This is a genomic window from Actinomycetospora aurantiaca (assembly GCF_037401875.1).
Taxonomy (GTDB): domain Bacteria; phylum Actinomycetota; class Actinomycetes; order Mycobacteriales; family Pseudonocardiaceae; genus Actinomycetospora; species Actinomycetospora aurantiaca.
The window spans coordinates 87,765-114,232 of record NZ_JBBEGN010000001.1 but is presented as its reverse complement, the minus strand read 5'-3'; the positions used below and the strand labels follow the sequence as shown (position 1 = coordinate 114,232).

25 protein-coding genes are annotated in these 26,468 nt (G+C 72.9%); 14 read left to right on the top strand and 11 right to left on the bottom strand.

Annotated elements, in window-relative coordinates; translation table 11 throughout:
• The first annotated feature begins 1 nt into the window (after position 1).
• From WCD74_RS00535 to WCD74_RS00515, 5 genes are all read left to right on the top strand, one after another.
• The gene (locus WCD74_RS00535; RefSeq protein WP_337692855.1) at positions 2–1,465 is read left to right on the top strand and encodes an O-antigen ligase family protein; all 1,464 of its coding nucleotides are present in this window, start codon (positions 2–4) and stop codon (positions 1,463–1,465) included.
• Positions 1,462–2,940 (top strand): tyrosine-protein kinase domain-containing protein, encoded by a 1,479-nt coding sequence (locus WCD74_RS00530; protein ID WP_337692854.1) that lies wholly within the window; start codon positions 1,462–1,464, stop codon positions 2,938–2,940. Before WCD74_RS00535 ends, WCD74_RS00530 begins: the two co-directional genes overlap by 4 nt.
• 63 nt (positions 2,941–3,003) lie before the next feature.
• Complete coding sequence (locus WCD74_RS00525) at positions 3,004–4,245, top strand: MATE family efflux transporter (protein ID WP_337692853.1); 1,242 nt, start codon at positions 3,004–3,006, stop codon at positions 4,243–4,245.
• Positions 4,233–4,901, top strand: coding sequence for a class I SAM-dependent methyltransferase (locus tag WCD74_RS00520; RefSeq protein ID WP_337692852.1), 669 nt, complete (start codon positions 4,233–4,235; stop codon positions 4,899–4,901). Before WCD74_RS00525 ends, WCD74_RS00520 begins: the two co-directional genes overlap by 13 nt.
• Entirely contained in the window at positions 4,898–6,034 is a 1,137-nt protein-coding gene (locus tag WCD74_RS00515) for a glycosyltransferase family 4 protein (protein WP_337692851.1), read from the top strand. Before WCD74_RS00520 ends, WCD74_RS00515 begins: the two co-directional genes overlap by 4 nt.
• A gap of 127 nt (positions 6,035–6,161) precedes the next feature.
• Here WCD74_RS00515 and WCD74_RS00510 read toward each other — a convergent pair whose 3' ends face one another.
• Complete coding sequence (locus WCD74_RS00510; RefSeq protein WP_337692850.1) at positions 6,162–6,710, bottom strand: DUF6918 family protein; 549 nt, start codon at positions 6,708–6,710, stop codon at positions 6,162–6,164.
• Between the two features lie 422 nt (positions 6,711–7,132).
• Here WCD74_RS00510 and gmd point away from each other — a divergent pair, with 422 nt between their 5' ends.
• The 4 genes from gmd (at position 7,133) to WCD74_RS00490 (ending at position 10,695) form a co-directional block, all read left to right on the top strand.
• Entirely contained in the window at positions 7,133–8,194 is a 1,062-nt protein-coding gene (gmd, locus tag WCD74_RS00505; RefSeq protein ID WP_337692849.1) for a GDP-mannose 4,6-dehydratase, read from the top strand.
• Between the two features lie 4 nt (positions 8,195–8,198).
• On the top strand, positions 8,199–8,372 hold the full coding sequence (locus WCD74_RS00500) for a hypothetical protein (RefSeq protein WP_337692848.1): 174 nt from the start codon (positions 8,199–8,201) through the stop codon (positions 8,370–8,372).
• 240 nt (positions 8,373–8,612) lie between these two features.
• Positions 8,613–10,349, top strand: coding sequence for a tetratricopeptide repeat protein (locus tag WCD74_RS00495; RefSeq protein ID WP_337692847.1), 1,737 nt, complete (start codon positions 8,613–8,615; stop codon positions 10,347–10,349).
• Positions 10,350–10,389: 40 nt separating this feature from the next.
• Positions 10,390–10,695, top strand: coding sequence for a Dabb family protein (locus tag WCD74_RS00490; RefSeq protein ID WP_337692846.1), 306 nt, complete (start codon positions 10,390–10,392; stop codon positions 10,693–10,695).
• Between the two features lie 60 nt (positions 10,696–10,755).
• Here WCD74_RS00490 and WCD74_RS00485 read toward each other — a convergent pair whose 3' ends face one another.
• Entirely contained in the window at positions 10,756–11,082 is a 327-nt protein-coding gene (locus WCD74_RS00485) for a PASTA domain-containing protein (RefSeq protein ID WP_337692845.1), read from the bottom strand.
• Positions 11,083–11,294: 212 nt separating this feature from the next.
• Here WCD74_RS00485 and WCD74_RS00480 point away from each other — a divergent pair, with 212 nt between their 5' ends.
• Both WCD74_RS00480 and WCD74_RS00475 read left to right on the top strand, forming a co-directional pair.
• Entirely contained in the window at positions 11,295–11,771 is a 477-nt protein-coding gene (locus WCD74_RS00480; protein WP_337692844.1) for a hypothetical protein, read from the top strand.
• Positions 11,772–11,776: 5 nt separating this feature from the next.
• Positions 11,777–13,228: a multicopper oxidase family protein gene (locus WCD74_RS00475; protein WP_337692843.1), complete on the top strand. Its 1,452-nt coding sequence runs from the start codon at positions 11,777–11,779 to the stop codon at positions 13,226–13,228.
• A gap of 46 nt (positions 13,229–13,274) precedes the next feature.
• On the opposite strand, the gene WCD74_RS00470 is transcribed toward WCD74_RS00475, so the two are convergent.
• Positions 13,275–15,002 (bottom strand): MFS transporter, encoded by a 1,728-nt coding sequence (locus WCD74_RS00470; protein WP_337692842.1) that lies wholly within the window; start codon positions 15,000–15,002, stop codon positions 13,275–13,277.
• A gap of 169 nt (positions 15,003–15,171) precedes the next feature.
• Between WCD74_RS00470 and WCD74_RS00465 the strand changes: the two genes are divergently transcribed.
• From WCD74_RS00465 to WCD74_RS00455, 3 genes are all read left to right on the top strand, one after another.
• Positions 15,172–16,995, top strand: a complete 1,824-nt coding sequence (locus tag WCD74_RS00465) for an NAD(P)-binding domain-containing protein (protein WP_337692841.1) — start codon at positions 15,172–15,174, stop codon at positions 16,993–16,995.
• Between the two features lie 121 nt (positions 16,996–17,116).
• Positions 17,117–18,085 (top strand): aldo/keto reductase, encoded by a 969-nt coding sequence (locus WCD74_RS00460; protein WP_337692840.1) that lies wholly within the window; start codon positions 17,117–17,119, stop codon positions 18,083–18,085.
• Positions 18,085–19,137 carry a hypothetical protein gene (locus tag WCD74_RS00455; protein WP_337692839.1) on the top strand — a complete coding sequence of 351 codons (1,053 nt, stop codon included), beginning with the start codon at positions 18,085–18,087 and terminating at the stop codon, positions 19,135–19,137. The genes WCD74_RS00460 and WCD74_RS00455 overlap by 1 nt, the downstream gene beginning before the upstream one ends.
• Here WCD74_RS00455 and WCD74_RS00450 read toward each other — a convergent pair.
• The 8 genes from WCD74_RS00450 to WCD74_RS00415 all read right to left on the bottom strand — a co-directional run bounded on the left by WCD74_RS00450 (position 19,126) and on the right by WCD74_RS00415 (position 26,461).
• Complete coding sequence (locus WCD74_RS00450; protein ID WP_337692838.1) at positions 19,126–20,103, bottom strand: beta-ketoacyl-ACP synthase 3; 978 nt, start codon at positions 20,101–20,103, stop codon at positions 19,126–19,128. The genes WCD74_RS00455 and WCD74_RS00450 overlap by 12 nt on opposite strands.
• 76 nt (positions 20,104–20,179) lie before the next feature.
• Positions 20,180–21,040, bottom strand: a complete 861-nt coding sequence (locus tag WCD74_RS00445) for an LLM class flavin-dependent oxidoreductase (protein WP_337692837.1) — start codon at positions 21,038–21,040, stop codon at positions 20,180–20,182.
• Positions 21,037–21,870: an HpcH/HpaI aldolase/citrate lyase family protein gene (locus WCD74_RS00440; RefSeq protein ID WP_337692836.1), complete on the bottom strand. Its 834-nt coding sequence runs from the start codon at positions 21,868–21,870 to the stop codon at positions 21,037–21,039. The genes WCD74_RS00445 and WCD74_RS00440 overlap by 4 nt, the downstream gene beginning before the upstream one ends.
• A complete protein-coding gene (locus WCD74_RS00435; RefSeq protein WP_337692835.1) occupies positions 21,870–22,310 on the bottom strand; it encodes a MaoC/PaaZ C-terminal domain-containing protein in 441 nt (146 codons plus the stop codon). Before WCD74_RS00435 ends, WCD74_RS00440 begins: the two co-directional genes overlap by 1 nt.
• Positions 22,307–23,623 (bottom strand): MFS transporter, encoded by a 1,317-nt coding sequence (locus WCD74_RS00430; protein WP_337692834.1) that lies wholly within the window; start codon positions 23,621–23,623, stop codon positions 22,307–22,309. The genes WCD74_RS00435 and WCD74_RS00430 overlap by 4 nt, the downstream gene beginning before the upstream one ends.
• Positions 23,620–24,099 (bottom strand): MaoC family dehydratase, encoded by a 480-nt coding sequence (locus WCD74_RS00425; protein WP_337692833.1) that lies wholly within the window; start codon positions 24,097–24,099, stop codon positions 23,620–23,622. Before WCD74_RS00425 ends, WCD74_RS00430 begins: the two co-directional genes overlap by 4 nt.
• A complete protein-coding gene (locus WCD74_RS00420) occupies positions 24,096–24,884 on the bottom strand; it encodes an enoyl-CoA hydratase/isomerase family protein (protein WP_337692832.1) in 789 nt (262 codons plus the stop codon). The genes WCD74_RS00425 and WCD74_RS00420 overlap by 4 nt, the downstream gene beginning before the upstream one ends.
• Entirely contained in the window at positions 24,881–26,461 is a 1,581-nt protein-coding gene (locus WCD74_RS00415) for an AMP-binding protein (RefSeq protein WP_337692831.1), read from the bottom strand. The genes WCD74_RS00420 and WCD74_RS00415 overlap by 4 nt, the downstream gene beginning before the upstream one ends.
• Positions 26,462–26,468: the final 7 nt, after the last annotated feature.

The following is a 26,468-nucleotide window of genomic DNA, read 5'->3' as shown; positions in this document are numbered from 1 at the left end:
CATGACGAATTCGATGCGGGAGGCATTCAGGCTCGTCGCCCTGAGCGCTCTCCCGACATGTGCGCTGGTGGCCCTCGGCCTCCGTCTCGGCGGGACGGTGTCCATGGGTGCCGCCGTCCTGGTCGCCTGCCTACCCGTCACGGTCGTGCTGCTGCGCCGGATCGGAGGGCGGGAGACCGCGGTCATCCTGGCGTCGGCCGCGGCCTTCGCCTCCTCGTGGGGCGCGGTCTCCGTGGGGGACCTGCAGGTGGCGGACGGTCTCTGGGCGGCAGCCCTGCTCGCCGCCGCGGCGTACGTGGGGCGGCACGGGACGCGGTGGCGACTGCCGTGGTGGATCGTGGCGCTCGCAGTGACGATCGGGGTGGTCGCGTGCGTGCACGAGCTCATGCCCGTGTCGTCGAGCTATCTGAGCGCCCGGGACGTCCTCGTCACCGCCGAGGTCGAGTACGGCGGGGCGGAGAGTCGTTCCACCTCCAGCCTGCTCACGGCGGGCAAGTGGCTGGTGGCCGTCCTCGGGCTGCCGTTGATCGTCACGATGGCCCAGTCCTTCCAGCCGCGCGCGGTCCTGCGGATCGCGGTGGCCTGGGCGGCCGGGGTCGCCGTGAGTGCCCTGGTCGCCGTGGCCGACGCAGGCGGGCTGACCGGGATCAGCGCGTCGCTCCTCCCGGTGACGAACCTGGGCGGAAGGCAGGCGGGCCTCGCGAGCGGGGTGAACAACCTCGCGATCAGCGCAGCCATGGCGACGCCGGTGTTCCTGTGGATCGGCGCGCGTCCCGGGCGGCTGGTCCGCGTCCTGGGCGCGGTCGGACTGTCGGCCTCGGGGGCCGGGATCTACGTCTCCGGCTCACGCGGGGGAGCGGTCGGATTCGCGTTCGCCATCGCGCTGTACCTGCTCGTGGTGACCGGTGCGGGTGCTCGGCTGCGGGTGGCCGTCGCGTCGGTCGTGCTCGGGGTGGTCGCGCTGGCGTTCCTGCTGGGCGGCGTGGGCGTGGTGGACCTCCTCGACCTCGTCCGTGACCCGTACACCGCGGCCGCGAGCAACGCCGAACGGGCCGTGGTGACCTCGCAGGCCCTGGCCGACGTCGCCTATTCGCCGGCGTTCGGGGTCGGTTACGGCGTGATCACCCAGGGCTTCAATCTCCTGCTCCAGGTGGCCGCGGCCGGCGGGATCCTGGTGGTCCTGGCGTTCGTCCTCGTGCAGGTCAACGTGATCGCCTCGATCCGGGTCGTCGGCACCGTCCGCTCCGAGCCCGTGCGGACGCTCTCGTGGACCCTGTGGTGCTCGCACGTGGTCTGGCTCTTCCTGGGACTGTTCGAGAACCAGATCACGGACCGATACCTCTACGTGCCGCTGGCCTGCCTGGCCGCGGTCCTCACCACGTCCGTCCCGGATTCTGCGGAAGCGGACCGGACGGTCGTACCCGTACAGCCAGAGTCTCGAGCGGAGCGTGCAGCACTGACATGAGTAACCTCACGATTCTCGGCGCTCTGCGGCGCTACTGGATGTGGGTGGCGGTCCCCGTGGTGCTGGGCGCCCTGGTCTCCGCCCTGGCGACCGTGACGACGGTCCCGCAGTACACGGCGACCGCGGTGCTCTACGTGTCGGCGCAGAACTCCAACGACACGACCACCTCCGCGTACCAGGGCTCCCTGCTCTCCGAGCAGAAGGTGGACTCCTACGAGGAGCTACTGCGCAGCAGGACCGTCGCGGAGGACGTGATCCGACGGACCGGGGTGCCCTACACCTCGGACGAACTGCTCGGGAAGCTGACCGTCGGCTCGGAGCTCCGTTCGGTCGTGCTCCAGGCCTCGGTGCGGGACGAGGACCCGGTGCTGGCGGCCAACCTCGCCAACGCGTACGGCGACGCGTTCGCCGCACTGATCGCCAACATCGAGCGCCCAGCGACTCCGGGCCTCCCGGCCTCCGTGGTGGTGCGCACGGTGGACCCGGCCGTCGTCCCGGCCGCGCCGTCGGCCCCGGACTGGGTGCTGAATCTGATCTTCGGAGCCGGGATCGGACTCCTGGTGGGGATCGGCGGTGTCCTGTTCCGGCAGCACACCGACACCTCGGTGCGCTCGAGCCAGGAGCTCTCCGAGCTGCTGGACCTCCCGACGATCGGCTCCATCCCGTTCACCCCGGAGATCGGGACCAGCGCCTTCGAGACGAGCCCCGTGCGCCCGCGCTGGCTCGACAGCTTCCAGGAGGCCCGGACGAACCTGCAGTTCATGAGGCCGGACCACCCCCCGCGGGTCCTGCTGGTCACCAGCTCCGTACCGGGTGAGGGGAAGACCACCACGGTCACGAACCTGGCCGAGTCCATGGCACGGGCCGGTCTGCGGGTGGTCGTGGTGGACGCGGACCTGCGTAAGCCTGCGCTCGCGAAGAGGCTCGGTCTGGAGACCGGGGTGGGGCTGACGCAGGTGCTGACCGGGCTCGTGTCCGCGGACGAGGTGCTCCAACGGACGCACCGGGAGAACTTCTGGGTCATGGCCAGCGGGCCCCTGCCCCCGAACCCCGGCGAGCTGCTGGAGTCGCAGAAGGCCTCCGCCCTCCTGGAGGCCCTGTCCGCGAGGTTCGACCGCGTCCTGATCGACACCGCTCCGCTGCTGGCCGCACCGGACGCGCTGGGGCTGTCGGTGCACTGTGACGGGGTGCTGCTGGTCTGCCGCGCCGACTCGACCGGTCGTGCGAAGATCACGTCCAGCCGGGACTCGTTGGCGAACGTGAACTCCTCGGTCGTCGGCGGGGTGCTGACCATGGTGCGCAAGGTCGACATGCCCTACTACAGCTCCGGCTACTACGGGAGCGAGCGGTCCGAGGAGCACGTGCCCACCCGGCACGGCCGGTCGACCGGCGGGCCGGCGTCCGCCCCGGAGGCGGACAGCGACATGGTGGCCTTCGGGTCCGGCAGCAGCCGGCCGAGCCCGACTCCGCGCTAGGTGAGCCCGAGGCACACCGTGTCCGACACACCGCGACCCGGCGGTCCCACCAGGACCGGGTCGATGATCGGGCTCGCCGATCAGCTCCTGAGCAGCGGCACGAACTTCGTGTTCGTGTTCGTCGTCGCGCGGACCCTCGACGAGCACGAGTTCGGGGTCTTCGTCATCGGGATGTCGCTGACCCTGTTCGTCGCGGGGGTGCAGAGGGCGTTCATCGGCGAGCCCCTCCTGTCCCTGGTCTCGACGATCCGTGACACGGCGCACCGCAACGACATGATCCACGCGGCCGTCGTCCTGGCGTTCCTGGCCGGGGTCGCCGCGCTGGGCGTGATCTCGCTGGTCTCCGTCATCACGCACGACTCGGTCGCAGCGCTGTGGTACACCGCGATCTGCCTGCCGTTCCTGCTGGTGCAGGACGCGTGCCGCTACGCAGCGCTCGCGATCCACCGACAGTCCGCGGCCCTGCTCTCCGACGGCGTCTGGTTCCTCGTCCAGTTCGGGTCGATGGCCGTGCTCGTCACCGCCGGCGTCGACGGACCGCTCGCGCTGGCCGGGACCTGGACGGCGGGGGCCGCCGTCGCGATGCTCGTCCTGCTCCGGAGTCTCGGGGTCGAGCTGGGCCGCCGACCGGTGCTGGGCGCCTGGTGGTCGCTGTCGAGGACGGTGTCGGGGTGGCGGACCGCGACCTCGATCGCCGGCCAGTTCCAGCAGCAGGGGATCGTCGTCCTCGTCGGGGTTCTGCTCACGCCGACCGCGGCGGGAGGACTCCGGATCGCGCAGCTGCTGGTCGCCCAGCCGGTCACGACCGTCGCCGCCGCGGTGGTGACGATCCTGATCCCGCTCACGGCGCGGCTGCACGCCGACGGGGACGGACCCGAGACGGCGAGGATGCTGGTCCGCGTCGAGATCGTCGCGGGCGTGGCCGCCGTCGCGGTGGCGATGCTCGCGTGGGAGCGGACGGACCTGATGCGGCTCGTGTTCCCGGCCTACCTGGACCAGGCGGACCTGTTGATCCCCATCTGCCTGCAGGCGGCGTGCGTCTGTCTCAGCAGCCCGCTCCAGGCCGTCGCGAGGGGGCGGCGGCGGTTGAAGCCGTTGTTCGTCGGCCAGATCGCCTGCGCTCTCGTCGCCATCGCCACCACCGCCCTCGGAGCGAGATCCCACGGCGCCGAGGGGGCGGCGTGGGGCCTGACGGCGGGCGCCTTCGCGTTCCTCGTCACCTCGGTGATCGCGTGCCGAGGAATGTCGTCCCCGATGCGGGTGCCCTCCCACGACAGGAAAGAGGAAGACGGATGTCGGACGTGAACTCGACCTACTCGGCCAGGACCTCCTATGCCGACCGGGGTGTGGTGGACAGCTACGAGGAGCATCGCTTCTCCGGCGCGCTGGGCCGGTACCGGTGGCGTCGTGAGCAGAACGCGGTCTCGGCCATGCTCGCGGGACTGCCCGGCGGACTGTCGGTCCTGGACGTACCGTGCGGGATCGGTCGCTGGTGGCCCCTGCTCGCGACGAAGGCGGCGAGCATCGAGGCGCTCGACGTCTCGCCCGCGATGCTCCAGACCGCCCGGACGCGCGTCGACCGCGTCCCCGTGGACGTAGCGGTGCGGGAGGGGAACGCCGAGTCCCTGGAGTACCCGGACGACGAGTTCGACCTGGTCTTCTCGCACGCGCTGACCAAGCACCTGCCGATCCCGATCCAGTACGCGGTGATGGGCGAGTTCGCGCGGGTCTCGCGCGAGTGGGTGGTCTGTTCCTTCGGCGTCTTCGACCCGGTGAACTACCAGGTCTGGAAGCGTCTCGGGCTCGCGGAGTCCTATCCGCTCCTCCCGGAACAGTTCCGCGACCTGTGCGGGGCGGTCGGGCTGCGGGTCGTCGACTCCGCGAAGTGCACGACCCCGGTCGGGGTCGAGCGCAGCTTCCTCCTCCGCAAGGCGTCCGACGTGCCGCCCGGTGACCGATGAGCGCTCGCCGACCGCGGGTCCTCATCATCTCCCACGCGTACTCGGAACCGATGCTGCGCGAGCAGATACTGCGGCTGAACGAGCACCTGCCCGTCCGGCTCGTGGCGCCGAGGCGGTGGCGCGCCCTCGTCTTCGACGACTTCGAGGTCGTCGGTGACGCGGACGGTGTGACGTGCACGTTCGAGCGCGTCGGGCTGTTCGGGGCGCAGTACGTGCTCCGGAGCGCGACCCTGGACATCCGCAGCTGGAAGCCCGACATCGTGCACGTGGACTACGACCCGTGGTCGGCGATCTTCTGGCAGGCACGCGTCCTGACGTGGCTGCTCGCGCCGCGGTGCACCCTGGCGGTGACCACCAAGAAGAACACCTTCCGCCGCTACCCCGGGCTGCGTGGACGCCTGAAGTACCAGGTGGCCCGGCTCGGTTTCCGGGCCTGCGACTTCATCGTGGCGGCCAGCGAGATGGCCCGCTCGATGGTGTGCGAGACGTTCGCGGTCGATCCGGCGCGGATTGCGGTGACGACCCACGTGGGTGTCGACAGCAGCGTGTTCCGCCCCGTCGAAAGGGCGAACCGGGCGGTGGTGATCGGGTACTGCGGGCGACTCTCCGAGCACAAGGGCGTGCTCGACCTGGTCGACGCGGTCGACCGGGTCGCCGCCACGGGACGCGAGGTCGAGCTGCACCTCCTCGGTGCCGGCCCGCTGTCGCAGACCCTGCAGGAGCTGGCGGCGTCCCGGCCGTGGCTGCGAGTGCTCGACGCCGTGCCCGTCGACGAGGTCGCGGACTTCCTGGGGCAGCTCGACGTGTACGCGCTCCCGGCCCGGATCCTCGAGGACCACCAGGAGCACGACGCGCACGCGATGCTGCAGGCCATGAGCGTCGGCCTGCCCGTCGTCGCGACCCGATCCGGGATCATCCCGGAGATCCTGTCTGACGGCGTCTCGGGCTGGATCATCCCGGCCAACAGCACCGACGAGCTCGTCGCCGGCCTGACGACCGCAGTTGACGACCGGGTCCTGCGCCGGGAGATCGGCCGCGCCGCGCGCGAGGTCGCGATGCGGCGCTTCGACCTGGGGACGGTCGCACGGTCCAGGTCGGAGGTCTACGCCGGGATGGTCGCCGGACCTCGCTGACGTCGGTGTGGCACGGTCCGGCCCGCCCCCCCCGGCGGGCCGGCGGTCCGGGCCGGGACCGGAGGTCGCCGCCCACGTCGACGACGTCGTGGGCGGCGGGCACCGGGAGCGCCGGACGGACGCGGGGTCAGCCCGCGGCCTTCTCCAGGATCGATCCGATCTCCGGCAGGGCGGCGGGGATGTCCTCCGCAGCGCTGGACCGTCCCACCTGGTAGGCGACGCGGGCCCCCGTGGTCCGGGCTGCCTCGGCGTAGCGGTCGCTGACGCCGAGCAGGGTGTCGCTCACCTCGGAGCTCCGGCTCGACAGGTAGTCGCCGAAGCCACCCGCGGCACCGGAGGACTTGTAGGCGTCCCACGAGGGCTGCAGGGCGTTGGCGTAACCGATCAGCTGACGGTCCACCAGCGTGTGCACTGCTCCGGGGCTGCTGCGCTCGATCGCCGAGAGCGCCCACGCGCCGGGTCCGCCCTGGTCGGACGCGGTCTCGCTGATGGCGTCGCTGACCTCGTCGACGACGGCGGCGCGGCGGGAGGGATCGTTCACGGCGTTCCCGAGCGAGCCGGTCGGGCTCACGAGGTCCTGGTCGAGCACGGTCGAGGTCGACGCGGGGAGCAGGACATGGGCCGTGACGGGGGCCGCGACGCCGAGTGCGGCGACGGCGAGCCCGGCGACCAACACGGATCGCAGACGGTGGGAGCGGGGGACAGTGGCGGGGCGTGACGATGTGAGCACACTCCGAAGCGTGCGAATCTCGCCGCGACTACTCCATTCAGCCCAGCAACTCCGCGGTGAGTGGTCGTATTGAAGCGTTGGACGGTCGAAAAGTCACGTTTGGCGACGATGTCCGTCGCTCAGCCGCAATCTGCTCGAGATCGTTGTCGGGGCGGTGGGGCGGGCCCGGGGATGCCGGACGGACGAGGATCCTCGTGGCCGGGCGCGAGCTCATGGCCTCGGTCGCGGCGAGCGAGCCGTCCCGTCACTCGTTCGGGTCTCGCGAGCACGAACGGCGACATCACGACCGCCGGTCGCCGTCGCAGTCCACGTCGGGGCGACACGCGGAGCGCGTGGTGTGAGTATCGGCCGACGGAGAGGACCACCGGATGACGTCCGCCCAACACCCCAGGTCAGCATTCATCACCGGGATCACCGGCCAGGACGGCTCGTACCTGGCGGAACTGCTGCTCTCGAAGGGGTACGAGGTGCACGGCCTGGTTCGACGAGGATCGACGGCCGCCACGCACCGAATCGACCACCTCCGCAGTGATCGGCACGATCCCGAGTCGCGGTTGCAGCTGCACCACGGCGAGCTGGTCGACACGTCTCGCCTGGTCTCGTTGCTCTCCGACATCGTGCCCGACGAGGTCTACCACCTGGCCGCTCAGTCGCACGTGCCCGTCAGTTTCGACGAGCCGGAATCGACCGCGAACGTCACCGGGGTGAGTACCGTCCGGCTCCTCGAGGCGATCCGCATGATCGGGTTGGACGTCCGGTTCTACCAGGCGTCGAGCGCGGAGATGTTCGGGTCGACGCCACCCCCGCATCACGAGGACAGCCCGCTCCGACCCGTGTCGCCCTTCGGCGTCTCCAAGATGTTCGGGTACTGGACCGCGCGGACCTTCCGTGAGGCGTACGGGATGCACACGGTCAATGGGATCCTCTTCAATCACGAGTCCCCGCGTCGCGACGAGGCGTTCGTGACCCGCAAGCTCGCCCGCGCCGCCGCCCGCATCGCGCTCGGGCACGAGCGGCACGTCTACCTCGGCAACCTGGACGCGGTCCGCGACTGGGGCTTCGCGCCGGAGTACGTCGAGGGCATGTGGGCGATGCTGCAGGCCGACGAGCCCGGCGACTACGTCCTCGCGACCGGCACCGCCCACTCCGTCGAGGACTTCGCCCGCCTGTGCTTCGGCCACGTCGGGCTGGACTGGACCCGGCACGTCCGCTTCGACGAGCGCTACCTGCGGCCCACCGAGGTCGACGCGCTCGTCGGCGACCCGTCCAAGGCCGCCCACGAGCTCGGCTGGCGTCCGCGGACGTTCGCGCCGGAGCTGGCCCGGATCATGGTCGACGCCGAGCTGTCGCTCCTGCAGGGTCGGACCGCCGACGTGTCCCCGTTCCCGACCCCGCCGGCCGGCCACCCGGGCCACCCGATCGCGGGCTGACGTGATGTCCCGGTCCACGGAGTGGTCGGCGGCCGCCGACGAGGACGAGGCCCACCGCACCCTGCGCACCCGTCGGCGGCGCACCGCCGCGGAGGTCCTCTCGGCGTTCCTCGCCCGCCGGTCGCGTCCGCACCCGTTCGTCCGCCTCGCCCCGCCCGCCGGGCGGGGCCGGCCGTGACGGACCGGCACTTCTCGCGAGCCTCGCTGATGCGGACCCTCGCCGGCGTCGTGCACGGAGCGTGAGCAGAGGGTCCCGAAGGTCCTGCCCGCGTCACCCACGTCCGACGACAGTCTCCACCCCCCGTCGACCTGCGCCTGCACCACACGAGGTCGCCGTGCTCGTTCGTGCCTCGAAGCGTGACGAAACGTGATCGGAAAGGGACCGATACGTCACACTGCGTACGTGGGAGCGCTCCCGATGACCGACCGACGACCCCGCGAGGGCACCTGGCTCTCGCCCGCGGCCCTCGGCCGTGCGGCGCGCGCCCTCGTCGGCGTCCGCGTCGCCGCGGCCGGCGGGCTGCCCGACTCCGGGCACGGTGAGCTGGACGCGGACTACCTGCCCCGGGCCGCGGACGACCGACTGGCCCAGCTGCTCGCCTCGGAGGTGCACCCCGTCGTCGTCGTGACCGGTCCGCCCTCGGCGGGGGTCACCCGCACCGCCGCGCACGCGGTGCGCACCGAGCGGCCCGGCGACCTGTTCGTCGAGCTGGACGACCCGTACCAGGCCAACCTCGAGGAGGTCGTCGAGCGGGCCCGGCGCCGGGCCTCGCCGTCGCGAGCGGTGTTGATCTGGTGCGACGACGCCCCGCTCACCCTGCTCGACCAGGTCCGCGGCGACGTCCTCGCCGCGTGCTCGCAGCCCGGGGGAGACGGCCGGGGCCGCGTGACCGTGGTGCGGCTCGTGCTGACGGTGCGGTGGGGCCTGCCCGCGCTCTCGCGCGGCGAGCTGGCCGCCACCCGCTTCGCGCCCGTGGTGGTGGCGCCGGTGACGCCGGCGGAGGTCGTCGGCCGGGAGTCGCACGAGACGGTCGCGGCCCTCGGTGCCTCGGCGATGGTGGGGCGGCGGCTCGGGGACCTGGTGGCACCGGTCGCGGCCGCGCGCGAGGCGTTCGCGGGCGCGGCGGGCGACGTCGTGCGGCTGGTCGCGGTCTGGCACCGGCTCGGTGTCCCCACCGCGCTGGACCAGGAGGTCCTCGCGGCGCTGCGACCCGACGACGCGACCGGCGACCTCACCGCGATCGTCGACGGGCTCGTCGAGGAGGGATGGGTGCGGCGCACCGTGCGCGGCGGCTCCCGGCACCTCGCGCCGGCCCGCGTGCTGGTCGACCTGGCCCGGCTGCCCTCCGACGAGCTCGTGCGCTGCATCGCCGGGCACCTCGACCACCACGCCCGCTACGTCGCCGCGCGCACCATGCTGGCCTCGGGCCTGGACAGCCTCGCGGCGGTGATGGTCGCCGACCTCGAGCCCGACCCGCTCGGACCCGTGCCGGCCCTGCGCATCGCCCGCGGCTTCGCCGGGCTCGAGCGCGACCGCGAGGCGGCGCAGTGGTTCGCGTTCGTCATCGCGGTCGGCGACGAGGACCAGGTCCGCGCCGCACACCGCGGACTCGGCCTGGTGTTCTACCGCTACGACCGCCTCGACCGTGCCCGGCGCCACCTCGACCAGGCCGCCGACCAGCTCGGCGTGCAGGTCGTCCTCGCCGACATCGCGCTGCGGCAGGGCCGGGTCTCCGACGCCCGGGATCTGCTGACGCTGCTGCGCCGCTCCCGGGACCCGGCGCTGGCGGTGGAGGCGGCGTGCCAGCTCGGGACGCTGGAGTCGTCGAGCGGCCACCACGAGGCCGCCCGGACCGCGTTCACCGAGGCGCTCGCCGCGACCGACCCGGCCGTCGTGGCCCGGGCGCGGACGGGGCTGTCGGCGTTGCCCTCCCGTGTCAGCGGTGCGGCCATGCTGTCGTCCAGTGACACAGGAGCCGCAACCCCGGAGTCGGCCGCTCCCGACCCGGATGTCAGCGATGGTCCATCGCTGACGTCAGACGTGCGAGAGGCGCCACTCACGCACGACGGCGAGCCCGACGAGCCCGACGAGCCCGACGACGAGGCCGCCGCCCCGACGCGCGTCGTCCCGCTCGCCGCGCGGTCCCGGGGCTGAGTCGACCCGCCGTCGGGAACGGGATGGCAGGCTGACGACCATGGCCGTCACGCACGTCGTCACGTTCACCTGGGTCGAGGGCACCTCGACGGACACGGTCGCGGGGATCCTCGCCGCGCTGCAGGAGTGGATCGACCGCGGGGAGGGACTCGAGGGGCTGGAGTCCTGGCAGGCCGGGAGCGACATCGGGGTGAACGAGGGCAACGCCGCGTTCGCGGTCGCGGCCACGTTCGCCGACCGCGACGCCTACCTGCGCTACCGCGACCACCCGGAGCACAAGCAGATCATCGCCGAGCGGATCGCCCCGCTGATCGCCGCGCGCTCCGCGGTGCAGTTCGACCACTGAGCCGGAGACGCGAAGGCCCGGCGCACGACGGGGTCGTGGGCCGGGCCGGGTGGGTGGGCGCTACTTGGCGCCTGCGGTCGGGGTGGTCTTCGGGCCGTCGGGCAGGCGCGAGCCGCCGCCCCCGCCGGACCCGTCGTCGTCGGGACCCTCCTCGCCGGTGGGCCCGGCGGCCGGGTCGTCGACCCAGATCATGATGGTGTCGCCGGGGGTCGCCGCCGCGCCCGCCTTCGGGCGCTGGTTGGTGATGATGCTGCGGCCCGCGCCGGTGTGCCGGGCGTTCTGCGGGACGGCCAGCAGGCGAGCATCGAGCGCCGTGTCGTGGGCGTCGGCCGCGGCGAGCCCGACGAGCTCGGGGACCGTGGTCGTGTCGGTGAGGCTGTCGGCCATGCCCCCACGGTACCGATCGGACACCGGCCGGGTCCGCAGGGGCGCCCCGAGCGCGCGTCGGTCGTCCAGCGTCTATTCACTCGGAAAGAGTAGGACACCGGTCACAGATTTAGCTTAGAGTGACGGCACTCGCGAACCGCCGCCGTGAGTCCCCGTCGAGATCCACGGATGCGGACGCGAGAACCACCACCAGTGATCCCCGGGGGAACGTGATGCGCGCCGTCTACCGTGTCCTGGCCTACCTGCTCGCCCTCGAGGTCGTCGTCCAGGCGGCCGCCATCGCGTGGGCCCTGTTCGGCCTCACGACCTGGATCGAGAACGGGGGCGTCCTCGACAAGGCCGGCATCGAGAGCGAGTCCGTCGTCTTCGACGGCGTCACCGGCTTCATGGTGCACGGCCTGAACGGCACCCTGATCGTCCCGGCGCTCGGCCTGCTGTTCCTGATCTCCTCGTTCTTCGCCCGGTTCGCCGGGGCGATCGCCTGGGCCGGGGCCGCGTTCGCCCTGGTCGTCGTGCAGGTCGCCCTCGGCATCTTCGCGCACACCGTGCCCGCGCTGGGGATGCTGCACGGCGCCGTCGCGCTCGGACTGCTCGTCGTGGCGCTGGTCGCGGCCCGCAAGTCCGCCGCGCCCGCCGCGCCGGCCACCGAGTCGGCCTCGACGGGCGCCCACGCCGCGCCCCTCGTGTAGAGGCGGTGCTCACCGGGACCCGGCCCGCCGCGCCGGTCGTCACCCGCGACCGGCGGCGGCGTCGTCGCACCGTCGTCGCCCTGCTGGCCACGCTCGCCGTCCTCGCGCCGGTCGCCTGGTTCTGGGCCGCCAGCCTCCCGGCCGGCAGCTGGTCGGTGGCCGAGATGGGCGTTCCCGACGGCGGGGGTGGTCCGGTCGGTCACGCCGCCCACGACATGGCGATGCCGGGCCGGTCGGTGGACACGCTGCGCCTGCCGGCCGACGTGCCCGTCGACGTCCAGGTCACCCTGGTCGCCCGCGCGGACGGGTCCGGCTACACCCTCAACGGGCAACGGCCCGGGCCGGAGATCCGGGCCGTCGCGGGCCAGGTCGTGGCGGTGCGTCTGGTGAACGCCGACGTCGCGCGCGGCATCACGCTGCACTGGCACGGGATGGACGTGCCGAACGGCGACGACGGGGTGGCCGGGGTGACCCAGGACGCCGTCCTGCCGGGCGGGGAGTTCGTCTACCGGTTCCGGGCGGACCAGGTCGGGTCGTACTGGTACCACTCCCACCAGGTCGCCGACGAGCAGGTGCGCGGCGGGCTGTTCGGGTCGCTCGTGGTGGTGCCGCCCGGGGGAGTGGGCGCCGAGGCGACCGCGCTGGTGCACCTCTTCGGGGGCCGGCGCACCGTGAACGGCGTGCCCGGGGACGTGGCCGTGCCCGCGGCGGCGGGGCAGACCATGCGGGTGCGGGTCACCAACACCGACGACGGCCCGATGCGGGCCTGGTCGGGCTCGCCGTACCGGGTCCTCGCGGTCGACGGCACGGACGTGCACGACCCGACCCCGGTGAGCGGCGCCGCCGTGCTCGTCACCGCGGGCGGGCGCGCCGACCTGGAGGTGACCGCGCCGGCGCGGGTCGAGCTCGGGGGAGCAGCGGTCGTCGTCGGGGGAGGTGGCCCGCCGGCCCCGGTCCCGTCGGGCACGGTCGACCTGCTGCGCTACGGGTCACCGGCCCCGCTCGGCTTCGACCCCGGCGCGCCGACCCGGATCTTCGACTACGCCATCGGTCGCCGTCCGGGCTTCATCGGCGGGGTGCCGGGGTTGTACTGGACGATCAACGGCCGGATGTATCCCGACATCCCGATGTTCACGGTCGCCGAGGGCGACGTGGTGCGGATGCGCCTGAGCAACTCCTCGGGCGAGGTGCACCCGATGCACCTGCACGGCCACCACGCGGTGGTCCTGGCCCGGGACGGCGTGCCCGCCACGGGCAGCCCGTGGTGGATCGACTCGCTGGACGTGCCCGACGGCGCCACCTACGACGTCGCGTTCGTCGCCGACAACCCGGGCGTCTGGATGGACCACTGTCACAACCTGACCCACCCGAAGCAGGGCCTGGTCGCCCACCTCATGTACGACGGCGTCACCACGCCCTACCGGGCCGGCCCGGACACGCCGAACGACCCGGAGTAGGGGCCTTCCCGGGGCGTCAGCACTGCGGCCATGCTGACGCTCAACGTCACAAAGGTGGGTGGTACGCGTCCGTCGTCAGGGCCGCAGGTCGCGAGCCACCGCGAGCTGCGGCGCCGCCACGCGGACCCGTTCCGCCATCGGACGGCGCCCCGGCGCGGAGACGATGAGCAGATAGTCGCCGGCCTGCGGGACCTCCAACCCGTAGCGCCCGTCCTCGGTCCGGGAGGTGCCCCACCTGCGCCCCGGTGAGCGCGTCGATCAACGTCACGGTGCCGTCGATCGGCACCTCGCCGTCGAGCACCCGACCGGAGAGGCCCGGCGTCGCGACCTCCGCGGGCCCCGTGCTCTCGGTGCCCTCCGAGGCCACCGTCGCGTGCGGACGCCCCACCGGCACGATCGCCGCGCACACCACGGCCGCCACGACGAAGATGCCGGCGGCCACCAGGAACGCGCGGTCGTACCCGGCTAGGGCCGCGGCCTGCGGCGAGAGCCCGAGCCCCAGCGCCGAGGCGGTCGCCGTGCCCGCGATCGAGGACAGCAACGCCGTCCCCACCGACCCGCCGACCTGCTGCATCGTGTTGACCGTCGCCGACGCCACGCCCGCGTCCTGCCGCTCCACGCCCAGGGTGGCGGTGTTGATCGACGTCGACATCGCGGTGCCCATGCCCAGGCCCATGAGGATCAGCGGCCCGAGCACGCTGCCGACGTAGGTCGACTCCGGCGACAGGTGGGAGAACCAGAACAGCGCCCCGGACGCGAGCAGGAGCCCGGCGAAGATCAGCGGCTTCGGCCCGAGACGCGGCAGCACGATCGCCGGGACGGTGGTCGACGCCGTCATGATCGAGGCGACCATCGGGAGGAACGCGACGCCGGTCAGCACCGGGGAGAGGCCCAGCTGCGCCTGCAGGACGTAGGCCAGGAAGAGCGACAGGCCGAACATCCCCGTCGTCAGGACCAGGACCGTCAGGTACGAGCCGCCGCGGAACCGGTCGAGCAGCACGCGCAGCGGCAGCAGCGGGGCGGCCCGCACCCGCTGGACCGCGACGAACACGCCCAGCAGCACCACTCCCGCCGTCAGGAACGCGTAGACGACCCAGGAGCCCCAGCCGTCGGTCTCGGCGGTCGCGAAGCCGAAGACGACGCCGAAGAGGCCGGCCGACGCGGTGACGGTGCCGACGAGGTCCAGCTTCGGCCGGTCGCCGGTCGGGTGGGACGGCATGAGGACGAGGGCGCCCACGAGTGCGACCACCGCGAACACCACGTTGACGTACATGCACCAGCGCCAGTCGGCGTACTCGGTCAGCGTCCCGCCGAGCAGCAGGCCGATCGCCGCACCCGAGCCGGCGAGGGCGGAGAACACGCCGAAGGCGCGGGCACGATCGCGGCCGGCGGGGAAGGTCGTCGTCAGCAGCGACAGCGCGGCCGGCGCCAGCAGCGCCCCGAAGACGCCCTGCAGCGCGCGGGCCGCGACGAGCAGCTCGAAGCCGGGCGCGAGGCCGCCCAGCACGGACGCCACGGCGAACCCGACCAGCCCGACGACGAACGCGGCCTTGCGACCGAACAGGTCGGAGAGGCGGCCGCCGAGCAGCAGCAGGCTGCCGAAGGCGAGCGCGTACGCCGTCACCACCCACTGGCGCTGGGCGTCCGAGAACCCGAGGTCGGCCTGCGCCGAGGGCAGCGCGATGTTCACGATCGAGTTGTCGAGGATGACCATCAGCTGGGCCACGCCGATGACGGCGAGGATCCACCAGCGGCGGGTCGGGGCGACGGTCATGCCGTCGACGCTAGGACCTGAACCGCGGTCCAGGTCCAGGCTCTTCCCGACGGCGGGTCGTGTGGCGTCCGGCACGCAGCGCGCAACAACGTTGCAACCCTTGCCGGTACCGGGGTCCGCGGGTGACCGTGGTCACCTCACCACTGGACTCCGAGAGAAGAGGTGCCGCGTGACGCAGACCCTGGATCGCTCCACGAGCGAGGTGACCGACCGCGTCGAATCCTGGGTGTCGGCGTTCCAGGACGCCCTGTCCGCACGCGATGTCAGCGCGGCCGTGTCGCTGTTCGCCGACGAGTGCTACTGGCGCGACCTGGTGTCGTTCACCTGGAACATCGCCACCGTCGAGGGGACCGACGAGGTCGCCGACCTGCTGACGACGGTGCTCGACCGGATCGACCCCACGGGGTTCGCCGTCGACGGCGAGCCGACGTCGGCCGACGGCGTCGACGAGGCGTGGCTGACCTTCGATACCGCGGTCGGCCGGGGCACCGGGCACGTGCGCCTCAAGGACGGCAAGGCCTGGACCCTCCTGACCACCCTCGACGAGCTCAAGGGCCACGAGGAGAACCAGCGCGAACGGCGTCCGTTCGGCACCGAGCACGGTGCGAACCCCGACCGCGTCACGTGGAAGGAGTCGCGCGAGGCGGAGGCGGAGGAGCTCGGCTACTCGCGCCAGCCCGAGGTCGTCATCATCGGCGGCGGCCAGGGCGGCATCGCGCTCGCGGCCCGGCTGCGCCAGCTCGGCGTCCCGGCGATCATCGTGGAGCGCAACGAGCGGCCCGGCGACTCCTGGCGCAAGCGGTACAAGAGCCTCGCCCTGCACGACCCGGTCTGGTACGACCACCTGCCCTACATCCCGTTCCCGGACAACTGGCCGGTCTTCGCGCCCAAGGACAAGCTCGGCGACTGGCTCGAGATGTACACGCGGGTCATGGAGATCAACTACTGGGGCTCCACCTTCGCGGAGTCGGCCGAGTTCGACGAGGCCGAGGGCCGCTGGACGGTGAAGGTCACGCGCGACCGCGGCGACGGGCCCGAGGAGGTCGTCCTGCGCCCGCGGCAGCTGGTGTTCGCGATGGGCGTCTCCGGCAAGCCGAACAAGCCCGAGTTCCCGGGCATGGAGCGCTTCCGGGGCGTCATCCAGCACTCGTCCGAGCACCCCGGGCCGGCGGGCTACGAGGACAAGAAGATCGTCGTCATCGGGTCGAACAACTCGGCGTTCGACATCTGCGGGGCCGCCTGGGAGGCGGGCTCCGACATCACGATGGTGCAGCGGTCGTCGACCCACATCATCAAGTCGGACACCCTCATGGAGCTCGCGCTCGGCGGGCTGTACTCCGAGGAGGCCGTGCGCAACGGGGTCACCACCCGGACCGCCGACCTGACGTTCGCCTCGCTGCCGTACCGGATCATGGCCGACTTCCAGCGGCCCGCCTACGACGAGGCGAAGGTCCGCGACAAGGAGTTCTACGACCAGCTCCGTGCGGCCGGCTTCGACCTCGACTTCGGCGACGACGAGTCGGGCCTGTTCATGAAGTACCTGCGCCGCGGCTCGGGCTACTACATCGACGTGGGTGCCGCGCAGCTCGTGGCCGACGGCAAGGTGAAGCTGGTGAACGGGCAGGTGCAGGAGTTCACCGAGACCGGCGTGAAGCTCACCGACGGCACCGAGCTCGAGGCGGACCTCGTCGTGCTGGCCACCGGCTACCGCTCGATGATCACCTCGGTGGCGGACATCATCGGCGAGGACATGGCTTCGCGGGTCGGGAAGGTGTGGGGCCTGGGCTCCGACACCACGAAGGACCCGGGCCCGTGGGAGGGCGAGCAGCGCAACATGTGGAAGCCCACCCAGCAGCAGAACCTGTGGTTCCACGGCGGCAACCTGCACCAGTCGCGGCACTACTCGCTCTACCTGTCGCTGCAGCTCAAGGCCCGCCAGGAGGGCATCGACACGCCCGTCTACAAGCTGGCGGAGTCGCACCACGCGGAGTAGCCCGATCCGGACGAGCGGGTCGTTCATCACCGAAGACCGTGATGAACGGCCCGTTCGTGCGTTTCCGGGAGCCTTCCCGACGGCGGGTGCGTCGGCTCGTGGGCGCGGGTAGACCGGCAGCATGGAGTACACGAAGCTCGGCTCGACCGGCCTGGACGTCTCGCGCATCTGCCTCGGCACCATGAGCTACGGCGTGCCGAACGACCGGTGGCCCTGGGCGCTGCCGCAGGACGAGGCGAAGCCGTTCTTCTCCGCCGCGCTCGAGGCCGGCGTCAACTTCTTCGACACCGCCGACGTCTACTCGCAGGGGACGTCGGAGGAGATCACCGGCCGCTGGCTGAACGAGATGGCCGACCGCGACGCGATCGTCGTCGCGACGAAGGTCTTCAACCGGATGCGCCCCGGGCCCAACGGCGCCGGGCTCTCGCGCAAGGCGATCCTCACCGGGATCGACGCCTCGCTGCGCCGGCTCGGCATGGACTACGTGGACCTCTACCAGATCCACCGGTTCGACCCCGAGACGCCGCTGGAGGAGACCCTCGAGGCGCTCCACGACGTCGTGAAGTCCGGTAAGGCGCGCTACATCGGCGCGTCTTCGATGTTCGCCTGGCAGTTCGCGAAGGCGCTGCACCTGCAGGATGCGAACGGCTGGGCCCGGTTCGTGACGATGCAGAACCACTACAACCTGCTCTACCGCGAGGAGGAGCGGGAGATGAATCCGCTCTGCCTCGACGAGGGCGTCGGCTCGATCCCGTGGAGCCCGCTCGCGCGCGGCAAGCTGACCCGCGACTGGGACGAGACGACGAACCGCGGCGAGACCGACGAGTTCGGCAAGACGCTCTACCGCGACTCCGACCGGCACATCGTCGAGAAGGTCGCCGAGATCGCCGACAAGCGCGGGGTCAGCCGGGCCCAGGTGGCGCTGGCGTGGTTGCTTGCGCAGCCGGTCGTCGACTCGCCGATCATCGGGGCGACGAAGCTGAAGCACCTCGAGGAGGCCGTCGCGGCGATCGACCTGCAGCTCGACGACCACGAGCTCACCGAGCTGTCGGAGACCTACGAGCCGCGCGGGATCGCCGGACACCGCTGATGGGTCGGCCGGTGATGGAGCTGGAGTTCGAGGGTGCCCTCGACGTCCACCGTCTCGCGCACCTCCAGAAACTGCTGGACCTCGAGTCGTACGCCCGGCTCGACGACGCGATGGACCACGAGTTCGGCCATCGACGGCTCCACGACGGCGGGGGCCTGCGTCCCCGCCGCGCGGGCCTGCCGTCGGTCGTCCTGTATGGCGACGAGACCCGCGAGCACTGGCGGATCGTGGTGGACGGCGGCTCCGGGAGCCTGCCGGCGGAGGTCGTCGACCGTGTCCGCCGCGAGGCGGAGGCGGCGGCCCGGGCGGTGGGACTGACCCGCGTCGGCTCCGGCCCCGACGACCCGGCGCCGTCGGCCGCCGCGATGTTGCCGGAGCGGCCGGTGCTCACCGTCCGGCTGTTCCGCGGCGACGGCCTCGAGATGCCCTTCCCGTCCTCCCGCCTCAGCACGATCTCGACCGCCCTGGGACTCCGACCCGAGTCGGGATTCGAGGGCGAGTCGGGCTGGCGGCACGTGCACCGCGACGAGGGACGGAGGACCCTCCTCCAGGCCTGGTCCGAGGACTCCGTCGTCCACACCGTCCGGGTCCTGGTCGATCACACCGGCATGGACCCGCGCGAGATCGAGGGACTCCGGCTGCAGATCCTCGCGGCGGCCCGGCTGGGCCATCAACCGGTGCGGGACATCCTCCCGCCGGTGACCTCTCCGGCGTCGAGGTGGCGGTACGGCACGATCCAGGAGACGGCGTGGGGACCGCCGGTGCGGCCCGACACCGGCGACGAACCCAGCGCCGAGCAGCTCCTCGCCATGGGTGACGCCACGGACCGGCCCCGGACCCTCGCGGGCCTGCTCTGGCGGTTCGACCTGGAGGACGCCCCGTACGAGCTCGTCCGTGGGGTCGTCCTCACGGCGGTGTCAGGTCTCGTCCACGACGCCGTGGACCGCGTGAGCCACGGGATGTACGGCATCCTGCCCCGGGACGGCGTGCTCGACGACGACCTCCGCGAGCAGGTGCTCGACCTGTTGCTGGGTCGGACCTCACAGGCGTAGCACCTGACCGGCGAAGGTCAGGCCGGCGCCGAACCCGACCAGCAGGGCGAGGTCGCCGGGACGCACCTCTCCCGCGGCCAGCAGCGCGTCGATCGCCAGCGGGACCGAGGCGGCCGAGGTGTTGCCGGTGGTCACCACGTCCCGGGCCACGGCGACGTGCTCCGGGAGCTGCAGGGCCTTGACCAGGCCGTCGGTGATCCGTGCGTTCGCCTGGTGCGGGACGAAGGCCGCCAGCTGCTCGGTCTTGCAGCCGGCCTTCTCCAGCGCCTCCCTCGCGAGCGGGACCATCCGCGACGTCGCCCAGCGGAACACGGCCGGGCCCTGCATCCGCAGCGCCGGGCGCTCGGTCGCGGTGCGGGCCTCGACCCACGTCGGGGACTGGACGATGAGGTCGGCCTGCGAGCCGTCCGCGCCCCAGGCGACGGGGCCGATCCCGATCTCCTCCGACGGGCCCACCACGGCCGCCCCGGCGCCGTCGCCGAACAGGAACGCCGTGGACCGGTCGCCCGGGTCGACGATGTCGCTCATCCGCTCGACGCCCACCACCAGCACCGCGCCGTGGCCCGCGTCGACGAGCGCCGCGGCCACCTCCAGGGCGTAGCAGAACCCGGCGCACGCGGCGCCGAGGTCCATCGCGGCTCCGGCGGCCCCCACGGCGTCGGCGACCCGCGTCGCGACCTGCGGGGCCGCGGTGTCCGAGGACATCGTGGCCACCAGCGTCACCCCGACCTCGGCGGGCGTCAGGCCCGCCGAGGCCAGCGCCTCGGTCGCGGCGGCCGACGCCATGGCCACCATGGTCTCGTCCGCGCCCGCGAAACGCCGCGAGGTGATGCCGGAGCGGGCCGTGACCCAGTCCGCGTCCACCTCGAGGTGCTCGCACACCTCCTCGTTGGTGACCACCCGGCGCGGACGGTAGACGCCCAGCCCGACGAGAGCGGCGTGGTGGCCGGTGCTGATCGAGCCCAAGAGGATGCCTCGCGAGACGGTCGGGGGATTCGTCCCCTCCACCGTCACCCGGCCCCTCGGTTACTCGGAAGTCCTACTATCTGGTACGCGGATGCAACCGGTCACACAGGGCCGCGCCCAGCTCCCGGTCCGGGCTCAGCGGCGCGTAGAGCACCTGCTCCGCCCCGGCGTCGGCGTACTCCCGCAACCGTGCGGCCACGTCGTCGGGGGTGCCGTACGGGACGCACGCGTCGACGATCCGGTCCATGTCCTGCCCGTAGATCTCCTGGAGCTTCCCGACGGCGAGGCGGCGCGCCTCCGCGCGCGAGTCCGCCACCGCCGACCAGGCGAGCAGCCCGCCGCCGACCGGTCCGCGGCCCTGCTCGACCGCCACGTCGTCGACCAACCGCAGGCCCCGGGCGACCCGGTCCGGGCTGCACAGGTACGGCATCCACACGTCGCCCGCACGCCCGGCCCGGCGCATCGCGGCCTCGGAGCGGCCGCCGATCCAGATCGGCACCGGCCGCACCGGCGGCGGGTCCATCGCGTGCCCCGCCACCGACCCGCCGTGCAGGTAGGTCCGCACCGTCGGGAGCGCCTCGTCGGTCCGGCGGCCCCGGGCGCTCACCGGCACCCCGACCGCCGCGAACTCCGCCGGGTTCTCGCCACCGACCCCGACCCCGAGCTCGAACCGCCCGCCCGAGACCCGGTCGAGCGTGACCGCCATCTTCGCCGCCAGCGCCGCCGGGTAGAGCGGCAGCAGGGTCACCGCGGAGAGCAGCCGGACCCGGCTCGTCACCGCCGCGGCGGCCGCGAGCGAGACGAACGCGTTCGACGTCGGGCTGCCGAACAGCACGTGCTCGCCGGCGGCCACCAGGTCGAACCCGACGTCCTCCGCCCAGCGGGCCACCTCGGGCACGTCGTCGGCGTCGCCCGCCAGCATCAGGCCGAGCTTCATGCCTTCTCCGCTGCCTGGGTCGAGCTCCGCTCCGCTGCGTCTCCCGCCCGCTCGAGCACCGCCGCCGCCATCCGCAGGTGCACGTCGTCGACCATCTCGCCGTTCACCACGCCGACGCCGGCCCGCCCGGCCTCGACGACGTCCCGCGCGTGCGCCACCTCCTCCTCGGAGGGCGTGAACACCTCGTGGGCGAGCGTCACCTGCGTCGGGTGGATGCAGATCTTGCCGTCGTAGCCCAGGTCGCGGCCCTCGGCGGCGTCGCGGCGGAAGAAGTCGGTGTCGCGGACGGTCACCACGGCCTGGTCGAGCGCGCCGACGCCCGCCAGCCGCGCCGCGAGCAGCACCTCGGAGCGGGCGAACAGCACCTCGTGGCTCGACGGGGTCCGCCGGCCGCCCACCGAGGCGATGTAGTCCTCGGCGCCGAAGTAGGCCGCGGTCACGCCGGCGCCGTCGAGCAGGTCCCGCGCCCGGGCCACCCCGCGCGCGGTCTCGATCCCGACGACGACGGGCCGGTCGCCGATGCGGTCCCGCAGGTCCGCGAGCTGGGCCGGGTCCTCGTACTTGGGCAGGACCACCCCGGCCGCGGTCGCGGCGACGGCCTCGACGTCGTCGTCGTGCCACGGGGTGGCGGGCGGGTTGACGCGCACCAGGACGAGCGCCCCGGCGTCGGGAAGGCCCTCGACCGCCGTGCGCCGGGCGGACTCCTTGTCGCCGGGGGCGACGGCGTCCTCGAGGTCGACCGCGATCGCGTCGGGGCCCGACCGCGGCGCCTTGGCGATCATGTCGGCGCGGCCGCCGGGGACGAAGAGCAGGGACCGCGGCACGGCCATCAGGAACCCTCCCGCGCGACGAGGGTCTTCAGCGTCGCGACGAGGACATCCTCCCCGCGCTGGTTGCGGACGACGAAGGCGGAGGTGACGACCCCGGCGTCGGCCCCGTGCGGGGTCACCTCGAGCACCTCGGTGTCGACGTGCAGCGTGTCCCCGATCCTCGTCGGGGCGACGAACCGCAGCCGGTCGATGCCGTAGAACGCCTTCATCGCGGGCGGCCAGAACTCCACGAGCCCGAGGGCCACCGACAGGACGAGGGCGCCGTGCGCGATCCGCCCGCCGAAACGCTCGTCCGCCGCCGCGTACTCGGTGTCGACGTGGATGGGGTGCCAGTCCCCGGAGAACATCGCGAACGAGACGATGTCGGTCTCGGTGACCGTGCGGGACCGGCTGACGTGGCGGTCGCCGACCCGGACGCCCTCGAGGTAGGTGCTGATCACGCCGCCTCCCCGCCCAGGTCCCGGCTGCCGTGCTCGAGGTCGCTGCGCCGTACCAGGAGCACGCACGCCAGGGACAGCAGCGACAGCGCGGCGACGTACCCCGCCACCGACATCGACGTGCCCGTCCCCGCGACGAGTGCCGTCGCCACGATCGGCGCGATCCCGCCACCGAGCAGGACCCCGAGCTGGAACGACGTGGACGAGGCGCTGAAGCGGACGGAGGCGTCGAAGAGCTCCGTGATGAACGTGGCCTGCGGGCCGTAGGAGACGGCGAAGAGCACCGCGCCGACCACGTAGGCGGCGCAGAGCAGGACCACGCTCCCGCTGTCGATGGCGGCGAAGGTCGGGAAGATCCAGACCGCCATCGCCGCGAGGCCGACGACGATCATCGTCCGCCGTCCGCGGCGCTGCGCGAGGCCGCCGAAAAACGGCAGGGTGGCCACGGACACGAGGGCGGCCAGCAGGACCGCACCGAGCATCGCGCCGCTGGTCTGCGTCCCGGAGCTCTTGGCGTAGGAGAGCGCGTAGGTGTTGACGATGTAGAAGTACGCACCGGTGCTGATCATGGAGCCGGTGGCCAGCAGGATCTGGCGCGGGTAGCGGCGCAGCGCGTCGAGGACGGGGACCTTCGCGCGGCCCTGCTCGCCCAGCCGCGCGAACACCGGCGTGTCCTCGAGGCGGCTGCGGATGAACAGCCCGATGCCGACGAGCACGATGCTGACGACGAAGGGGATGCGCCAGCCCCAGGCCAGCAGGCTCTCCTCGGGCATGAGGGACACCAGGAAGAAGGCGCCGCTGGCGAGGAAGAGTCCCGCCGGGACGCCGACCTGGGGGAGGCTGCCGTAGAAGCCCCGCCGGGCCGGGGACGCGTACTCCACCGCCGTGAGCACCGCGCCGCCCCACTCGCCGCCGACGCCGAAGCCCTGGACCAGGCGCAGGAGCACCAGCAGGACCGGCGCCGCCACGCCGATCGTCTCGTAGGTGGGCAGGAGCCCCATCAGCGCGGTCGCGACGCCCATCATCGACAGGCTGAGCACGAGCATCTTCTTGCGGCCGACGCGGTCGCCGAAGTGGCCGAGGACCACGCCGCCCAGCGGGCGGGCCGCGAAGCCGACCGCGAAGGTCGAGAACGCGAGCAGCGTCGAGGCCACCGGGTCGCCGCCCGGGAAGAACAGCGGCCCCAGCACCAGCGCGGCCGCCGAGCCGTACAGGATGAAGTCGTACCACTCGATCGTCGTCCCGATCAGGACCGACGCCGCCACCCGGCGCATCGTCGCCGGGGAGGTCGTCCTCGCCTGCGTGGTGTCGGTCATGACGTGGGCCTCCGGTGCATCAGGCCGGTCCGGCGGACGCGGCAGACGACCTCGTCGTGCTGGTTGAGCGCGCGGTGGGCGAAGACGACGATGCCCGCGTCCGGGCGGGAGCCGGACGCCCGTGCCTCGACGACCTCGGTCTCCACCCGCACCGTGTCGCCCGGGAACAGCGGCTTCGGGAAGACGGCCTCGTCCAGGCCGAGCTGGGCGACGATCGTGCCCAGCGTCAGCTCCGGCACGGAGATCCCGACGACGAGCGCGAGGGTGAACATGCTGTTGACCAGGGGCCGCCCGAATTCGGTGCGCGCGGCGTAGTCGTGGTCGAGGTGCAGCGGCGCCGGGTTCATCGTCATGGTCGTGAACAGCACGTTGTCGGTCTCGGTCACGGTCCGGCGGACCGCGTGGTGCACGACGGTGCCCACCTCGAGGTCCTCGAACCAGCGGCCGGAGACCGACGTCGGGGGAGCGTGGGTCACGGGGCCTCCTGGGGGTTCCGGGTCCGGCGCGCGAACGCGGCGAGCCCGTCGGTGACGGTGCGGGACGTCGTCAGGTGCTCGAGCAGCGCCGCGCGCTCGGCGGCGAGCAGCCCGGGGTCCGCGGCCGGTGCGGCCGCCCGGTACCGCTGCTTCATGCGCGCCAGGGCGTCCGGGCCGTGGCGGGCGAGGCGGGCGACGAGGGCCGCGAGGACCTCCTCGCTCCCGCCCGGGGCGGCGGTGTGGCTCACGAGGCCCCAGGCCCCGGCGGTCGCGCCGTCGATCATCTCGCCGGTGTAGAGCAGCCGCCGGGCGAGCGGGGCGGGCAGCGCACGGGGCAGCCGGACCGAGCCGCCGGCGCCGGGGAGGAGCCCGTGCTCGAGGTGCCGGTCCCCGACGAGGGCGTCCTCGGTGACCACGGAGAGGTCACACGCGAGGAGCAGCTCGCAGCCCCCGGCGAGGGCGTACCCCTCGACGACCGCGACCGAGACCCACGGGCCGCTCTCCAGCCGGTCGCACACCGCGCCGATGTCCACGAGGTAGGCCCCGAGCTCGTCGCGGGCGCCGTCGGCGAGCATCCGCCGGACGTGGTGCAGGTCCGCGCCGGCCGAGAGGGTGCCGCCGGTCCCGCGGAGCACGACGATCCCCGCGCCGGCCTCCTCGGCGTGGTCGAGGGCGTCCCGCAGGCCGGCGAGGACCGCGGGGGACAGGGCGTTCCGTGCCTCCGGGCGGTCGATGGTCACGTGGACCGCGGGCCCGTCGTCGCGGGTCAGCACCGGGGCCGTCACGGCCGCCCGACCCGGATGCCGGCGGCCTCGCGGTCCCAGAGCTCGCCGAGCCGTTCCCGGGCGGAGACGGCGAGCTTGTACTTCTCGATCTTCTCGCTCGGCGTCTTCGGCAGCGCCTCGAGGCAGGCGAGGTAGCGGGGGACCATGTAGTAGGCCATGTGCTCCACGCAGAAGGCGACGACCTCCGCGAAGTCGATCTCGGAACCCGGCGCGGGGACCAGCCAGGCCATGACGTCGTCCTCGCCGAGGTCGGAGGGGACCGGGACGGCCGCCGCCTCGAGCACCGCGGGGTGGCGGCACAGCACCGTCTCCACCTCGTGGGCCGAGATGTTCTCGCCGCGCCGGCGGATGGCCTCCTTTTTGCGGTCCGAGAAGTACAGGTAGCCGTCGGCGTCCAGCCGTCCCCGGTCGCCGGTGTGGAACCACAGGTCCCGGGTCACCGCGACCGTCGCCTCGGCCATCGCGTGGTAGCCGAGCATCATCGACCCGCGCTCCGACGGCCGGACGCAGATCTCGCCGACCTCACCGGGCGGCAGGACGTGGGCCGGGCCGTGCGAGTCGTCCACGATCTGGACGTCGACCTCGCGGACCCGCCCGGCGGACGCGGCCTTCTCCGGAGGGTCGTCGGGCCCGAACACCGTCACCGCGCAGTTCTCGGTCATGGCGAAGACGGAGGTCACGGTGATGCCGTACCGCTCCCGGAAGCCCTCCACCAGCTCCCGCGACGTCGGCACGACCATCGCGATCCGCACCGCGTGGTCCCGGTCGGCGGGCCCCGCCGGCTGCTGCCAGATGATGTTGGCCATCGCGCCGAGCGCGTTGAACACCGTCGCCCCGCTCGCCCGGACCTCCGACCAGAAGCGTCGCGCCGAGAACCCCGGGGAGAGCGCCACGGTCGCCTCGGCCCACAGCGCGGCGTAGATCGTGAACCAGAGGGCGTTGGCGTGGAAGACGGGCAGGCAGGTGTAGAGGACGTCGTCGCTGCGGTAGCCGGAGTGCAGCGTCATGGCCCGCCCCACCGCGTGACCCTGCGAGTGCGGGGAGACCACGCCCTTGGACGGGCCGGTGGTCCCCGAGGTGTACATGATCAGGTGCGGGTCGGACGAGGCGACCTCGGCGGCCTCCGGGGGGTCGTCGGCGGGGAGGTCCGCGAAGCGCGCGAGGTCGTCCGGCCCGAGGACGGCCCGGACCGCGGGCACCCGGGCCACCGCGGGGTCGACGCGGTCCCGGGCGTCGTCCTCGGCGACGAGCAACGACGATTCGGACTGGTCGAGGAGGTAGACCAGCAGGTCGCCGCGTGCGGCGGTGTTGAGCGGGACGGCGACGGCCCCGAGCTTGCCGAGTCCCCACAGCGCCCAGAGCAGCTCGGGGCGGTTGCCGAGCAGGAGGGCCACGTGGTCTCCGCGGGCGACCCCCGCCCGTCGGAAGCCCTCGGCGTGCGCGTTCGTCAGCCGGTGCGCGTCGGCGTAGGTCCAGCGCCGGTCGCCGGCGGTCAGGAACGTCCGGTCGCCGATCCGGGCGGCCTTGTCCGCGAGGATCGTCCCGATGGTGCGGTCGGCGAGGTCGTAGTCGTGCACGGGAGGC

What these genes read in the sequence shown, in the direction of transcription:
- WCD74_RS00535 (WP_337692855.1), top strand. Translation starts at nt 2, where the DNA reads ATGACGAATTCGATGCGGGAGGCATTCAGGCTCGTCGCCCTGAGCGCT.
- WCD74_RS00530 (WP_337692854.1), top strand. Translation starts at nt 1,462, where the DNA reads ATGAGTAACCTCACGATTCTCGGCGCTCTGCGGCGCTACTGGATGTGG.
- WCD74_RS00525 (WP_337692853.1), top strand. Translation starts at nt 3,004, where the DNA reads ATGATCGGGCTCGCCGATCAGCTCCTGAGCAGCGGCACGAACTTCGTG.
- WCD74_RS00520 (WP_337692852.1), top strand. Translation starts at nt 4,233, where the DNA reads ATGTCGGACGTGAACTCGACCTACTCGGCCAGGACCTCCTATGCCGAC.
- WCD74_RS00515 (WP_337692851.1), top strand. Translation starts at nt 4,898, where the DNA reads ATGAGCGCTCGCCGACCGCGGGTCCTCATCATCTCCCACGCGTACTCG.
- gmd (WP_337692849.1), top strand. Translation starts at nt 7,133, where the DNA reads ATGACGTCCGCCCAACACCCCAGGTCAGCATTCATCACCGGGATCACC.
- WCD74_RS00500 (WP_337692848.1), top strand. Translation starts at nt 8,199, where the DNA reads ATGTCCCGGTCCACGGAGTGGTCGGCGGCCGCCGACGAGGACGAGGCC.
- WCD74_RS00495 (WP_337692847.1), top strand. Translation starts at nt 8,613, where the DNA reads ATGACCGACCGACGACCCCGCGAGGGCACCTGGCTCTCGCCCGCGGCC.
- WCD74_RS00490 (WP_337692846.1), top strand. Translation starts at nt 10,390, where the DNA reads ATGGCCGTCACGCACGTCGTCACGTTCACCTGGGTCGAGGGCACCTCG.
- WCD74_RS00485 (WP_337692845.1), bottom strand. Translation starts at nt 11,082, where the DNA reads ATGGCCGACAGCCTCACCGACACGACCACGGTCCCCGAGCTCGTCGGG.
- WCD74_RS00480 (WP_337692844.1), top strand. Translation starts at nt 11,295, where the DNA reads ATGCGCGCCGTCTACCGTGTCCTGGCCTACCTGCTCGCCCTCGAGGTC.
- WCD74_RS00470 (WP_337692842.1), bottom strand. Translation starts at nt 15,002, where the DNA reads ATGACCGTCGCCCCGACCCGCCGCTGGTGGATCCTCGCCGTCATCGGC.
- WCD74_RS00460 (WP_337692840.1), top strand. Translation starts at nt 17,117, where the DNA reads ATGGAGTACACGAAGCTCGGCTCGACCGGCCTGGACGTCTCGCGCATC.
- WCD74_RS00455 (WP_337692839.1), top strand. Translation starts at nt 18,085, where the DNA reads ATGGGTCGGCCGGTGATGGAGCTGGAGTTCGAGGGTGCCCTCGACGTC.
- WCD74_RS00445 (WP_337692837.1), bottom strand. Translation starts at nt 21,040, where the DNA reads ATGAAGCTCGGCCTGATGCTGGCGGGCGACGCCGACGACGTGCCCGAG.
- WCD74_RS00440 (WP_337692836.1), bottom strand. Translation starts at nt 21,870, where the DNA reads ATGGCCGTGCCGCGGTCCCTGCTCTTCGTCCCCGGCGGCCGCGCCGAC.
- WCD74_RS00430 (WP_337692834.1), bottom strand. Translation starts at nt 23,623, where the DNA reads ATGACCGACACCACGCAGGCGAGGACGACCTCCCCGGCGACGATGCGC.